Raw genomic sequence first — 13462 nt, 5'->3', positions numbered from 1 at the left:
CGGCCTAAGGAGCCTTCCGAGGGGTTCGCGCGGGCCGATGTGATCGCTAGCGTGCCTCGCGCGCGCCCAAGTTGATCTACAGGTCCGCTTGATCACAGGTCTGCGCGAACCCCCACTCGGAAGGTCCCCCATGAAGCCGTCCCCGCGCCTCTGCCTCATACCGGCCGCCGTGGCCGCAGCCCTCACCGCTGCGGCCGCCGCTCCCGCGCCCGCCGCCGACGAGCCGGAGCGGCGCGTCCAGGTCGCCATGGTCAACTTCACGGACAGCCGGATCCCTGACGCGGGCAAGCTCGAAACCGCCCTGAAGGACAACTACTTCGGCGCCGAAGGATCCCTCACCTCGTACTACAACGAGGTCACCGGCGGTGCGGCCACCTTCAAGGCCGCCGAGGGCGACGGGGTCGCCGGGCCCGTGGACATCGATCTCGCGGCCACCGGCTGCGACACCGGCAAGATCAACGACCTGACGCGCAAGGCGCTCGCCGCGAAGGGCGTCCCCGAGGACAGCTACGACCATCTCTCGCTCGTCTTCCCCTCGGAGAAGGCCGGTTGCGACTGGCTGGCGCTCGGTACCGTCGGCGGCGGCACCACCTGGATGCCCGTCGGCGCCGACGGCAAGATGTCGATGACGGCCCTTGTCCACGAGTTCGGCCACAACTTCGGCTACAGCCACCACATGCGCCTTCGCTGCCCCGACGGCGACCTCGGCGCGGGCTGCGAGGAGGACGGCACAAGCCACAAGACCCCGATGGGGGGCGGCGGCTGGGAGGCCGGGCTCACCTCGCCCGAGCTCCTGCACAACAAGTGGCTGACGGGCGGCGAGGTCGGAGAGGTCAGCAAGTCGGCGACGTACACGCTGCGTCCGCTGTACGGGAAGGGCAGCGGGGTCCGTGCGCTCGACATTCCGCTGGGCGACGACCGTCTCGTGGTGGAGCTGCGGCACGAGTCCGGCACCCTCGACAGCGAGATACAGGGCGTGCACGCCTACCGGGTGCCGGACGGGAAGTACGCCGAGTCGGCCCTCGTGGACCCGACCCCGGACGCCGACGAGACCACCGGCGGCGACGCACCGGCCGACGCGGACGCGCTCAAGGCGGGCGCGAAGCTGACGGACGAGGCCCGGAAGGTGGAGGTCGAGGTCGTGAAGGCGGGGGCGGATGCGGCCACCGTGAAGGTGAGCCTGGACGGGGTGGAGGCGCCCGCGGCCCCGGCAAAGGCTGCTGAGCCCGTAAAGGAAGAGCCCGTCAAGGACGAGCCCGCCGCGGCCCCCAACGACGCGCGCCCCGAGGGCGGCGCCACCGAACTCGCCGAGACCGGCGGAGACTCCGACACCACCCTCGCCTACTCCGTCGGCGGCGGTCTGATGCTCGCCTTCGGCGGCGCGTTCCTGCTGAAGTCCCGCTCGCGCAGGACCCCGGCTACTTCTGCTTCTCCTGCTTCAGGTCGGCATTCGCGCTGACGACCGTGCCGTCGGCGGCGGTGAGCGAGAGCCCGCTGTGGGTCAGCTTGTAGCTCACCTTGCCGTCGAAGAGCTTGAGGAGCTTCTTCTCGGTGTCGGCCGCGGCGCCCTGGCACATCATCCGGGTGCTCCGGGGAGCGCCCAGGGTGATGCTGTCGCCCTTCACCTCGGCCGTGGCGGTGACGTTGTTGCAGCCGAGCTTTCCGCGGACGGTGCCGTCCTTGCCGAAGGTCAGATGGGCCTTGCTGTCCACTTCCTTCGGCAGGGACGCCGAGGCCTTGCCGTCGCCGATGGCGTTCACGTTCCACTTGGTGCCCGTCAGCGGGACGTCCGGCTCCGAGGTGAGGGCCACGCGGTCTCCCTTGTCGGTGGTGAGCGTCAGCTTGTCACCGTCGACCGCGGCCTTCAGGTCGCCCTTCGCGAGAGCGGACTTGAAGGTCTCCTCGAAGTCCTGCTTGTCGCAGGCCCTCTTGGTGGAGATGGCGTTGGCGAAGCCGACGGTGTCGCCGTCCATCGACACGTCGGCGGAGAAGCCGTTGCAGCCGTAGTTGCCCTCGGCCTTGCCCTTGTCGTCGATCTTGACGTGGGCATCGCCCGGGGCCTGCTGCTTCTTGCCGTTCACGGTGAGGCTCTCGACGTTCCAGTGGACGCCGGTGATGGACGGTTCGGACCCGACGGACCCGCCGTCAGAGCCGCTGCCCGAGCCGGTTTGCGTACCGCACGCGGTGAGCAGTCCCGCGGCGGCCAGGGCCATGACGGTCGGAGTCAGTCGTTGATTTTGCATGCCGCTGTGACGGGACAGGTGGGTGATCTGGTTCCCCTCGCCCTGACCGGCCGCCCCCGGCTAGCTCATGACCGGAAGCAGCGCCGCCAGATCCGCCCGCTCCCCGCTCGCGCTGACCTTCGCCCCGTCAAGGGCCGTCTTCCAGTCGCTGCGCCCGGTCGCGAGGCGGATCCAGGTGAGCGGATCGGTCTCGACGACGTTCGGCGGGGTGCCGCGGGTGTGCCGGGGCCCTTCCACGCACTGGACCACGGCGAACGGCGGGATCCGCACCTCGACCGCGCCGCCGGGAGCCTTCACCGCGAGGGCGTCGGCGAGCAGCCGGGTGCAGGCGGCGAGGGCCTGTCGGTCGTACGGGACGTCCAGGCCCGGCACCGCGTCGTTCAAGTCGTCGGTGTGGACGATGAGTTCGACCGTGCGGGTGACCATGAAGTCGTCGAGGGTCATCGCGCCGAACCGGGTGGGCGTGAGCCGTCCGGCCGTGACATCGGGCAGCGCGGCCTCGAAATCGGCGAGGGTGCGCGCGTACAGCTCGTCGAGATCCTCCTGGACGGCGAACGCCCGCACCGCCTCGTCCACCTGCGACGCGGCCGACGCGGTCGCGAAAGGCCAGTCGAGCAGGGCCACTTCGCGTGCCGGGGGCTCCGGCATGGCGAGGAAGCGGGTGACGGCGCCGAGCGCCATCGTGAGGTGCGCGGCCAGCTCGCGTACGGTCCACCCGCCGAGCCGGGTCGGCAGGGCGAGCTGCTCGGGCTCCAGGGCGCCGACCGCTTCTCGTACGTTCCCGAACTGGGCGAACACCGCGGTGCGGATCTTGGCGGGGTCGTACGAACGGGTGCGCTTCTTGGCCGGTGGCATGGGGCGAGCCTAATTCTTCCCGGGGTACCCCTGGAGACCCTTTTCCACCTGGCCGAAGACACGTTCGGTGGCCAGCGCGCAGTCCTCGGCGATCTCGTCCATCGGGTCACCGTCGAGCGTGCGCCGGTGGTTCTCCATGATGAGCGCGTTGCGGGCGCCGATCAGCTGCGAGGCGGCGACGCGTGCGAGGAGCGTGTCGCCCGTCTCCTCGGCGAGCGCGTCCGTGAGGAGCTGGACGCTGCTCATGTGGAAGCCGACCATGCGGTGCGCGAGGGTCGGTGTATCGCTGATGAGCTGGCGCACCTTGAGGGCGCGCGGGTCGCCGCTGAGGCTGACCGCGGGGTCGCGCCCGGCGATCTGCGCCAGGAACTGCCCGCGCATGGCGTCGACCGCGGACTGCCCCGGCTGCCGCTCGCGCACCGCGCGGGCCGGGTCGCCGACGTGCTCCTCCAAAGGGCTGACGATGATGCCTTCCTTGGTGCCGAAGTAGTTGAAGACGGTCATCTTCGACACCTCGGCGGCCTCGGCGATCTCCGCCACGGAGACGTGGTCGAAGCCCCGCTCCGAGCAGAGATCCACCGCCGCCCGCCAGATACGTGAGGCCGTCTGCATCTTCTTGCGCGCACGCAGCCCCAGCTCGTCAGTCATGCAGGTCACGGTACCGGGACGGCCTCTTCCCCCACCGTGAACGTCTCGCCGCCCGCGGGCACCCCGACACCGCTCCAGCGGAACGGCACACCCCGCGCGGTGTCCAGGTCGGGACCGTCCATCAGCTGGAAGTGCACGTGGGGTTCGGTGGAGTTGCCGGAGTTGCCGCAGCGGGCCATGACCTGCCCTGCCTCGACCTTGTCCCCGGCGCGGACCGCGAGCGAACCCCGCTGGACGTGCGCGTACATGGCGTACGTTCCGTCGCCGAGGTCGAGCACGATGTGGTTGCCGACGATGCGGCGGGCGCCGCCCAGGCTCCGGACGATGGCCTCGACGATCATCAAGTAGGCGAGCGCGGCGAGGGAGTTGCGGCTGAGGTGGTCACGCTGGCCGTCCTCCGCGTGGACGACGGTGGCATCGGCGACGGCGAGCAGCGGGGCCCCGAAGGCGGGAAAGGCGTTGTTGCGCCGGACGATCGGCCACAGCCAGGCGAAGGCAGGGCGTGCCTCGCTGTCCGGCTCGGCCACGATGTCGATGGCGTAGGTCTGCCCGAAGGAGTGCGTGCCGTGGCTCGGCACCTTGTCGGCGGGGCTGTTCAGCGCGGACCAGCGGCCGGTGACGGGCGGGGCGATCTCCTCGGCGGCCCGGGGTACGGCCGCTATCCCCTTGCTGGCTGCCCTGCGCCGGGCGAGGGCGATCACGATCACTCCGGCGATCGGGATCCAGCCCGCCCAGTACGGGTACGGCAGGTCCACGAAGGAACCGGCGATCACCTGGACGACGACGTACAGCACCAGCAGATACTGGAGCCGTACCGCGAACTTGCGCTGACGTACGGACATGGCGGTTCCCCCAACGGTCGGCGGTCAGTGGTCAGTGGTCGGTTCAGGGCCGCGCGGCGGAAAGCACCACGAGCAGCGGGACGACGCGCCCCGCGGGAACCTCGTGGCGGCCACGCCCCGTGGTGTGCAGCCAGCCCGCGCCGGTCAGTTGGCGCAGGTGGTGGTAGATCTGGCCGGTCGTGCCGGTCTCGTCGAGTTCGGCGAGCTCGGCCGCGGTGCGCCGGCCGCCGATGATCTCCCGCAGGAGCCGCAGCCGCACGGGATGCCCGAGCGCGGCGAAGGACTCGGCGGCCTCTGACCAGTCGTCGCCGAGGAGCTGCTCGGTGGTGTGGCCGTACTGCCACTCGTACCGCTCGCCCATCGGCAGCCGGACCGCCCCGGTGAACACCACCGCGCCGTCCGGGACTTGGGACTGGGGCAGCCGGGCCTTCAGCGCCTCCAGGGCCCACAAGTCCCCTTCGCCGACAGCGGGTGCGGCGGCCTCCGACGCGCTCTCCAGCTCGGCCATGCGGCGCTCTAGCTCCGCGACGCGCTCTTCCAGATCCATGTATCGAGATTACGTAATTACGTAACAGCAAGCAAGCAGAGACGACGAAGCCCCCGCCGGGACCGACAGGCCCCGGCGGGGGCTTCGAGGAGGGAAAAGCAAGGTCAGGCGAAGAGCCCCGGAAGAGTCCCCTCGTGCGCCTCACGGATCTCGCCCAGCGTCAGCGTGAACTCGCCCTGCAGCTCGACGGCGTCGCCGTCGACCACACCGACGCGCGTCGCGGGAAGCCCGCGCGCCCCGCACATGTCGGTGAAGCGCAGCTCCTCGGAGCGCGGGACGGAGACGACCGCCCTCCCTGCCGACTCACTGAACAGCAGGGTGAACGCGTCAAGGCCGTCCGGGACGACGAGGCGCGCGCCCTTCCCGCCACGGAGGCAGGACTCGGCGACGGCCTGCGCGAGGCCACCGTCGGAGAGGTCGTGCGCCGCGTCGATCATGCCGTCGCGCGAGCCCGAGATGAGGATCTCGGCGAGCAGCCGCTCACGCTCCAGGTCGACCTTCGGGGGAAGCCCGCCGAGGTGGTCGTGGACGACCTGCGACCAGGCCGAGCCGCCGAACTCCTCGGTGGTGTCACCGAGGAGGTAGAGCAGCTGGCCCTCTTCGGCGAAACCGATCGGCGTGCGCCGTGCCACGTCGTCGATCACACCGAGGACGGAGACGACGGGCGTCGGGTGGATCGCCGCCTCACCGGTCTGGTTGTAGAGCGATACGTTGCCGCCGGTCACCGGGGTGCCCAGGATCTGGCAGGCGTCGGCGAGGCCACGGGTGGTCTCGGCGAACTGCCACATGACGTCCGGGTCCTCGGGCGAACCGAAGTTCAGGCAGTCCGAGACGGCGAGCGGGCGTGCGCCGGTCGCGGCGACGTTGCGGTACGCCTCCGAGAGAGCGAGCTGCGCACCCGCGTACGGGTCGAGCTTCGAGTAGCGGCCGTTGCCGTCGTTGGCGAGGGCGACACCGAGGCCGGTCTCCTCGTCGATGCGGACCATGCCGGAGTCCTCGGGCTGCGCGAGCACCGTGTTGCCCTGCACGAAACGGTCGTACTGGTCGGTGACCCACGCCTTCGAGGCCTGGTTCGGCGACGCGACGACCGCGAGGACCTGGTCGCGCAGCTCCTTCGAGTCCGCCGGGCGTGCCAGCTTGTTGGCGTCGTCCGCCTGGAGGGCGTCCTGCCACTTCGGCCGTGCGTAGGGGCGCTCGTAGACCGGGCCGTCGTGGGCGACGGTGCGCGGGTCGAGGTCGACGATCTTCTCGCCGTGCCAGAAGATCTCAAGCCGGTCGCCGTCCGTCACTTCACCGACGACGGTGGCGATGACGTCCCACTTCTCGCAGATCGCGAGGAAGCGCTCGACCTTCTCCGGCTCGACGACCGCGCACATGCGCTCCTGCGACTCGCTCATGAGGATTTCCTCGGGAGTGAGCGTGGAGTCGCGAAGCGGTACGTCGTCGAGCTCGACGCGCATGCCGCCGGAGCCGTTGGACGCGAGCTCCGAGGTCGCGCAGGAGAGTCCGGCGGCGCCCAGGTCCTGGATGCCGACGACGAGCTTCTCGGCGAAGGCCTCCAGGGTGCACTCGATGAGGAGCTTCTCCTGGAAGGGGTCGCCGACCTGCACGGCCGGACGCTTCGACGGCTTGGTGTCGTCGAAGGTCTCGGAGGCCAGGATCGAGGCGCCGCCGATGCCGTCGCCGCCCGTCCGGGCCCCGTAGAGGATGACCTTGTTGCCGGGGCCGCTCGCCTTGGCGAGGTGGATGTCCTCGTGCCGCATGACGCCGATGGCACCGGCGTTGACCAGCGGGTTGCCCTGGTAGCAGGCGTCGAAGACGAGCTCTCCGCCGATGTTCGGCAGGCCCAGGCAGTTGCCGTAGCCGCCGATGCCCGCGACGACACCCGGAAGGACACGCTTCGTGTCGGGGTGGTCGGCGGCGCCCATCCGCAGCGGGTCCACGACCGCGACCGGGCGCGCGCCCATCGCGATGATGTCGCGGACGATGCCGCCGACACCGGTGGCCGCGCCCTGGTAGGGCTCGACGTACGAGGGGTGGTTGTGCGACTCGACCTTGAAGGTGACCGCGTAACCGTTGCCGACGTCGACGACACCGGCGTTCTCGCCGATGCCGACGAGCATCGCGTCGTTCTCGGGGGCCTTCTCGCCGAACTGGCGCAGGTGGACCTTGCTGCTCTTGTACGAGCAGTGCTCTGACCACATGACGGAGTACATGGCGAGCTCGGCGCCGGTGGGACGGCGGCCCAGGATCTCGCGTACGCGGGCGTACTCGTCTTCCTTCAGGCCCAGTTCGGCCCAGGGCAGCTTGACCTCGGGGGTCTCGGCGGCGTGCTTGACGGTGTCCAGAGTCATCAGACGTTGACCAGCTTCTTCAGGATCGAGGTGAAGAATCCCAGACCGTCGGTGCCACCGGTCCCGATCAGCGGCTCGACGGCGTGCTCGGGGTGCGGCATGAGGCCCACGACGTTGCCCGCGGCGTTCGAGACACCGGCGATGTCGCGCAGCGAGCCATTGGGATTGACGTCGAGGTAGCGGAAGACGACCCGCCCCTCGGCCTCCAGCATGTCCAGGGTCCGCTCATCGGCGACGTAACGGCCGTCGATGTTCTTCAGCGGTACGGAGATCTCCTGGCCGACTTCGTAGTCAGCGGTCCAGGCGGTGTCGGCCGTCTCCACGCGCAGCTTCTGGTCGCGGCAGATGAAGTGCAGGTGGTTGTTCTTCAGCATCGCGCCGGGGAGCAGGTGGGACTCGGTGAGCACCTGGAAGCCGTTGCAGATACCGAGAACCGGCATCCCGGCCTTCGCCTGCTCGATGACCGACTCCATGACGGGCGAAAACCGTGAAATGGCTCCGGCCCGCAGATAGTCGCCGTACGAGAATCCGCCGGGAAGCACCACGGCGTCGACCTGCTTCAGGTCCTTGTCCCGGTGCCAGAGCGGCACGGCTTCGGCGCCGGCGACGCGGACGGCGCGCTGAGTGTCGCGGTCGTCGAGGGTTCCGGGGAAAGTGACGACTCCGATTCGAGCAGTCACTTCTCTTCCTCCACCTTTACGAAGAAGTCTTCGATCACGGTGTTGGCGAGGAAGGTTTCCGCCATCTCGTGGATACGGGCGAGGGCTGCGTCATCGACGGGCCCGTCCACCTCGAGTTCGAAGCGCTTTCCCTGACGTACGTCGGCGATCCCCTTGAAACCGAGGCGCGGAAGTGCACGCTGCACCGCCTGGCCCTGGGGGTCGAGGATCTCCGGCTTGAGCATGACGTCGACTACGACGCGTGCCACTGGCACTCCCGGTGTTGTGGTGCTGGCTGAGCGGTCCCTTCAGACTACCCGCACAAAAATTCTACTCGCGTAGATTCGTAGAAACCTACGTGAGGACGGTCACGTTCCTGCTCATACTCACGCATCGAACAGGGCACCTTCGCGAAAAATCCCGGAAAAGATCACGCATCACCATTGCGTCCGGACACGCGGACGGATTTAGTCGGGCTTCACAATGCATTGCCAGGCACTGTACAAAGGAAATGGCATTAGCCGATGCTTTGCACATAACAGTGCCCATAACAGCCGGACAGTCGGCATCCCCGCACGTCAACGCGGTGGAGCCGCACGAAGGGACCGATATTCGTGGCGCAGCGTGTCGTAGTCACTCTCTCTGACGACATCGACGGCGGGGATGCGGCCGAGACGATCGCCTTCGGTCTTGACGGCAAGTCGTACGAGATCGACCTCAATCAAACCAATGCCAAGAAACTGCGCAAGGCACTTGCCCCGTTCCTGGACGCGGCCCGCAAGCAGTCGAAGTCCGGCAAGGCCTACAAGCACACGACGGTGGCCGCGAACCCGGCGGCGGTGCGCGCCTGGGCCCGCTCGCACCAGATGGACGTGCCGCCGCGCGGCCGCATCCCGAAGAAGGTCTACGAGGCCTTCGAGGCAGCGAACTGACCTCGGCCGACGCCTGGCCAGGAGGGCCCCTCGGCAACCGACTTGACCTGCACCCCCGCTGGTCGGCTAGAGTTTGGAACACGCCGAGGGGCAAGGCCGAAAGGCCCGAACCTCACGGAGTCTTGCGGGTGTAGTTCAGTAGTAGAACATCCCCCTTCCAGGGGGAAGGCGCAGTGTGCAATTCCTGTCACCCGCTCTGCATCGCCGACCAGGCACTCTTTCGAGTGCGGTAGGCTGGTGCCCGCGCCGATCAGTGAGAGCTGGTCGGAGGCAATGCGAACGTAGCTCAGTTGGTAGAGCGCAACCTTGCCAAGGTTGAGGTCGCGAGTTCGAACCTCGTCGTTCGCTCCAGAGAAGAAGGCCCCGGTCATCGCGACCGGGGTCTTTTTCGTGTGTCTCCCCTTCCCGCTGATCGCCTTCTGACATTTGTCATGTGAGCCGGTGACAGCGCGCACTGCTCCGGCGTCCGTGGCCGGGGGACGCTCAAGTCATGACTGACCAAGTGATCGACGTGACCGATCTACGGCGCGTGTACGGGGGCGGTTTCGAGGCGGTCCGGGGAATCTCGTTCTCCGTCGGCCGGGGTGAGCTCTTCGCGCTGCTCGGGACGAACGGCGCGGGCAAGACCTCGACCCTCGAACTGCTCGAAGGCCTCGCCGCACCCGCCGGCGGGCAGGTGCGGGTGCTCGGACACGATCCGTACGCCGAACGCGGCGCCGTGCGCCACCGGATCGGCGTGATGCTCCAGGAGGGTGGTTTCCCCTCGGAGCTGACGGTGGCCGAGACCGTACAGATGTGGGCCGGGTGCACCAGCGGCGCCCGCCCCACCGGAGAAGCCCTGGAGATCGTGGGGCTCGGCAAGCGCTCCGGCGTCCGCGTGAAGATGCTGTCCGGGGGCGAGAAGCGGCGGCTCGATCTCGCGACGGCGCTCATCGGGCAGCCCGAAGTGCTCTTCCTCGACGAACCGACGACCGGGCTCGACGCCGAAGGGCGGCGCGAGACCTGGGAGTTGGTGCGGGCACTGCGCGACAGCGGCACGACCGTGCTGCTCACCACGCACTACCTCGAAGAGGCCGAGAACCTCGCCGACCGGCTCGCGATCATGCACGAGGGGCGGATCGCCACCGAAGGGCGGGTGGCCGACGTGGTGGCCGAGCAGCCGTCGCACGTCTCCTTCGAACTTCCCAGCGGCTACTTCGTAGGAGATCTGCCGCCGCTCGCCGAGCTCGGGGTGAGCGAGCACGAGGTGGTCGGCAGCCGGGTCCGGCTGCTGACGCACGAGTTGCAGCGGGCGGCCACGGGGCTGCTGCTGTGGGCGCGGGACGCCGATGTCTCACTCGGCAGGCTCGACGTGCGCGCGGCTTCGCTGGAGGAGGCGTTCCTGCGGATCGCGCGGGACGCCGAGGGTGCCGCGGATACCGCAGGTGCCGCAGGTGCGGCGCGGAAGGAGACGGTGGCATGAGTACGACGACCATGACCCCGGCAGCGACGACGACCCCCGCTGGGCGGATGTGGGCGCTCGCGCGGGCCGAGCTGACGTTGCTGGGGCGTACGAAGGGCACCTTGTTCGCGGCCCTCTTCGTGCCGCTCGCCATGCCGGTCAGCCTGCGCCAGATCGCGGGCGGCATGGATCTGAAGGCCAACGGCCTCTCGATCGGAGCCGTCGTGGTGCCGGGCGCCATCGGCATCTCCCTGCTCTTCGCCGTCTACTCGGCGCTGACCACCGTCTTCGCCGCCCGTCGCGAGGAACTGGTCCTCAAGCGGCTGCGCACCGGAGAGCTGCGGGACCCGGAGATCCTCGCCGGGGCCGCGCTGCCCTCGGTCGCCATCGGCCTGACGCAGTGCGTCGTCCTCGCGATCGGCTGTTCGGTGCTCCTCGACGCGGGGGCGCCCAGCGCACCCCATCTCGCAGTGATCGGGGTACTGCTCGGTCTGGTGATGTTCACCGCCCTCGCCGCGGTCACCGCCAGCTTCAGCAGGTCCGTGGAGTCCGCGCAGGTCATGGGCATGCCTCTGACGTTCGCGTCGATGTTCGGCTCGGGCCTCTTCATCCCCTTCGAGGTCATGCCCGACAAGGTCGCCTCGATCTGTGAGTTCCTTCCCCTCTCGCCGGTGATCGAGCTGGTGCGCGGCGGCTGGACCGGGGATCTCTCCGGGGCCGAGACCCTGGGCACCCTCGCCACCGCGGTGGCCTGGACCGTGGTCTCGGTGTTTGCTGTACGCCGGTGGTTCCGCTGGGAGCCGCGGCGTTGAGGAAGTTGAGGAAGGGGTCAGACGTGGTCGGCGGCCGGGTGCGGGGGTGGCAGCGGGAGGGTCAGCGGAGGTGGCGTGAGGGGAGCAAGATCGAGAAGGTCGAACTCCAGAGCATGGCCATGTGGCACGCCATGCCGTGGATCTTCTTCCTCAGCTGGGGTTCGCTGCCGCTGGGCCTCAACTTGCGGCACGAGTCCGTGTCGCTGTTCCTGGGCTGGACGCTGATCGCGGTGGCCGCCCTGCAGTCCGTGCACGTCAACCGCACGCTGCGGCGGTCGGTCGACCACTATCTGAAGCGCGCGGAGATGCCGCGCCGCGATCTGGCCGTGGCACGCGCCCTCATGGGCGCCGCGGTGGCTCTTGCCGTCACCCTGACGGCGATCGACGGCGTCAAGGACGGGGTGCTCAGCTTCGCGACGCTTTTCCTCGCCGTCCCTTACGGCCAGGCGCTCGCCTTCGCCGTGCCGGTCCGCTCCTTCCTCGTCCATTTCGCCGTCCTCGACGTCGTGGTCGTGGGGGCGTACGCCGCCGCCGGGATGCGCGGCGGGCAGCTCGTCGGGCTCGCCCTGATGATCGCCTTCGCCGGCCTCCTGACCCTGGGCTCCTCGCGCTGCGGCGCCTGGACGCTCTCCGTGATGTGGGAGTCCGTACGGGCCCGCGAGGTCGAGGCGCGGCTCGCGGTGGCCGAGGAGCGGCTGCGGTTCGGGCGTGACCTGCACGACGTGATGGGGCGCAATCTCGCGGTCATCGCGCTGAAGAGCGAGTTGGCGGTGCAGTTGGCAAGGCGGGGGCGGCCCGAGGCGGTCGACCAGATGGTCGAGGTGCAGCGGATCGCGCAGGAGTCGCAGCGGGAGGTGCGGGAAGTGGTCCGTGGGTATCGGGAGGCCGACCTCGCGGTCGAACTCGCCGGTGCGCAAGGGGTTCTTGAGGCGGCGGGGATCGACTGCCGGGTGTCCGGGTCGTCCGCGGGCCTTCCTGTCCCGGTGCAGTCGGCGCTGGGGTGGGTCGTACGGGAGGCGACCACCAATGTGCTGCGGCACGGGGACGCGCAGCGGTGCGACATCACCCTGACGATCGCTGATGAACGTACGTCCCTTGTCGTAGAGAACGACGGGGTGCCCGAGGTCGCCGCGCCTGAGGGCAGGAAGGGCTCCGGCCTCGCCGGGCTCCGTGAGCGGCTCGCGGCGGTGGGCGGGACGCTGGACTTCGCGTCCGGCGACGGTCGGTTCCGCCTTGCCGCGGAGGTGCCGCTGACCAGGCTGCGCGAAGACCGTCAACAGGACGGCCCCCACGGCCCCCAGCAGGGCAGCCATCAGGAAGCTGATGCTGACGCTGAAACTGAAAGGGTCACTCCATGAGCCTGCGCGTACTGCTCGCCGACGACGAGCACCTCATCCGCGGTGCTCTCGCCGCGCTCCTCGCGCTTGAGGACGATCTCGTCGTGGTCGCGGAGGCCGCGTCGGGGCCCGAGGCCCTTGCCATGGCGCGGGCGCACCGGCCCGATGTGGCCGTGCTCGATCTGGAGATGCCGGGCGCCGACGGTGTGACTGTGGCCACATCTCTCCGGGACGAACTGCCGCACTGCCGCACCATGATCGTGACGAGTCATGGCAGACCGGGGCATCTCAAACGGGCGCTCGCGGTGGGGGTTCGGGGCTTCGTGCCGAAGACCGTGAGCGCACAGCGCCTCGCCGAGATCATCCGTACCGTTCACGCAGGTAACCGCTATGTGGACCCGGAGTTGGCCGCCGACGCGATCTCCGCCGGGGACTCTCCGCTGACCGCTCGTGAGGCAGAAGTGCTCGAACTGGCCGCCGACGGTGCGCCCGTCGCGGAGATCGCCGAGCGGGCCGCGCTGTCCCAGGGGACCGTCCGCAATTACCTCTCGTCGGCCGTCACGAAGACCGGGGCGGAGAACCGTCATGCCGCGGTGCGTCTCGCACGCGAGCGAGGTTGGGTATAGTTGGGCTCGCGCTTCGGCGCAGCGCGGACGTAGCTCAGTTGGTAGAGCGCAACCTTGCCAAGGTTGAGGTCGCCAGTTCGAACCTGGTCGTCCGCTCCATAGCAACAAAGAAAGAACCCCCGGCTCCTCGGCGCCGGGGGTTCTTTCGTCTGTGTCTTTGTGTTGC

Annotated in this window: 14 protein-coding genes and 3 tRNA genes; 9 read left to right on the top strand and 8 right to left on the bottom strand. The window is 69.2% G+C overall.

The features are described from left to right. Window positions 1-130: 130 nt before the first annotated feature. The gene (locus tag ACWFRJ_RS35940) at window positions 131-1459 is read left to right on the top strand and encodes a hypothetical protein (RefSeq protein WP_453540782.1); all 1329 of its coding nucleotides are present in this window, start codon (window positions 131-133) and stop codon (window positions 1457-1459) included. On the opposite strand, the gene ACWFRJ_RS35935 is transcribed toward ACWFRJ_RS35940, so the two are convergent. The 8 genes from ACWFRJ_RS35935 to purS form a co-directional block, all read right to left on the bottom strand. After that, window positions 1419-2243, bottom strand: a complete 825-nt coding sequence (locus ACWFRJ_RS35935) for an META domain-containing protein (RefSeq protein WP_453540779.1) — start codon at window positions 2241-2243, stop codon at window positions 1419-1421. The two genes, ACWFRJ_RS35940 and ACWFRJ_RS35935, sit on opposite strands and share 41 nt — an antisense overlap. A gap of 60 nt (window positions 2244-2303) precedes the next feature. Further along, on the bottom strand, window positions 2304-3098 hold the full coding sequence (locus ACWFRJ_RS35930) for a sterol carrier family protein (protein WP_453540776.1): 795 nt from the start codon (window positions 3096-3098) through the stop codon (window positions 2304-2306). A gap of 9 nt (window positions 3099-3107) precedes the next feature. Continuing rightward, window positions 3108-3746, bottom strand: coding sequence for a TetR/AcrR family transcriptional regulator (locus ACWFRJ_RS35925; protein ID WP_453540773.1), 639 nt, complete (start codon window positions 3744-3746; stop codon window positions 3108-3110). Between the two features lie 5 nt (window positions 3747-3751). After that, window positions 3752-4588: a M23 family metallopeptidase gene (locus tag ACWFRJ_RS35920; protein ID WP_453540770.1), complete on the bottom strand. Its 837-nt coding sequence runs from the start codon at window positions 4586-4588 to the stop codon at window positions 3752-3754. A gap of 43 nt (window positions 4589-4631) precedes the next feature. After that, window positions 4632-5135, bottom strand: coding sequence for an ArsR/SmtB family transcription factor (locus ACWFRJ_RS35915; RefSeq protein WP_453540767.1), 504 nt, complete (start codon window positions 5133-5135; stop codon window positions 4632-4634). Between the two features lie 104 nt (window positions 5136-5239). After that, window positions 5240-7489 (bottom strand): phosphoribosylformylglycinamidine synthase subunit PurL, encoded by a 2250-nt coding sequence (gene purL, locus ACWFRJ_RS35910; RefSeq protein ID WP_453540764.1) that lies wholly within the window; start codon window positions 7487-7489, stop codon window positions 5240-5242. Then, entirely contained in the window at window positions 7489-8169 is a 681-nt protein-coding gene (gene purQ, locus ACWFRJ_RS35905; RefSeq protein WP_453540761.1) for a phosphoribosylformylglycinamidine synthase subunit PurQ, read from the bottom strand. The genes purL and purQ overlap by 1 nt, the downstream gene beginning before the upstream one ends. Beyond that, entirely contained in the window at window positions 8166-8417 is a 252-nt protein-coding gene (purS, locus tag ACWFRJ_RS35900) for a phosphoribosylformylglycinamidine synthase subunit PurS (protein ID WP_135332092.1), read from the bottom strand. The genes purQ and purS overlap by 4 nt, the downstream gene beginning before the upstream one ends. Before the next feature lie 345 nt (window positions 8418-8762). On the opposite strand from purS, the gene ACWFRJ_RS35895 reads away from it, so the two are divergent. From ACWFRJ_RS35895 to ACWFRJ_RS35860, 8 genes are all read left to right on the top strand, one after another. Continuing rightward, window positions 8763-9080, top strand: coding sequence for a histone-like nucleoid-structuring protein Lsr2 (locus ACWFRJ_RS35895; protein WP_453540758.1), 318 nt, complete (start codon window positions 8763-8765; stop codon window positions 9078-9080). Window positions 9081-9204: 124 nt separating this feature from the next. After that, window positions 9205-9276 (top strand) — tRNA-Gly (locus ACWFRJ_RS35890). Between the two features lie 79 nt (window positions 9277-9355). Then, a tRNA-Gly gene (locus ACWFRJ_RS35885) sits at window positions 9356-9431 on the top strand. Window positions 9432-9570: 139 nt separating this feature from the next. Then, entirely contained in the window at window positions 9571-10542 is a 972-nt protein-coding gene (locus ACWFRJ_RS35880) for an ABC transporter ATP-binding protein (RefSeq protein ID WP_453540755.1), read from the top strand. Beyond that, window positions 10539-11333, top strand: coding sequence for an ABC transporter permease (locus ACWFRJ_RS35875; RefSeq protein WP_453540752.1), 795 nt, complete (start codon window positions 10539-10541; stop codon window positions 11331-11333). Before ACWFRJ_RS35880 ends, ACWFRJ_RS35875 begins: the two co-directional genes overlap by 4 nt. 23 nt (window positions 11334-11356) lie before the next feature. After that, window positions 11357-12691 carry a sensor histidine kinase gene (locus ACWFRJ_RS35870; protein ID WP_453540749.1) on the top strand — a complete coding sequence of 445 codons (1335 nt, stop codon included), beginning with the start codon at window positions 11357-11359 and terminating at the stop codon, window positions 12689-12691. Then, window positions 12688-13296 (top strand): response regulator transcription factor, encoded by a 609-nt coding sequence (locus ACWFRJ_RS35865; protein WP_249589031.1) that lies wholly within the window; start codon window positions 12688-12690, stop codon window positions 13294-13296. Before ACWFRJ_RS35870 ends, ACWFRJ_RS35865 begins: the two co-directional genes overlap by 4 nt. A gap of 23 nt (window positions 13297-13319) precedes the next feature. After that, window positions 13320-13395 (top strand) — tRNA-Gly (locus ACWFRJ_RS35860). The last annotated feature ends 67 nt before the right edge of the window (window positions 13396-13462 follow it).

This window comes from Streptomyces sp. NPDC055239, from assembly GCF_053606205.1.
This window is presented reverse-complemented; position numbering and strand designations above follow the sequence as displayed.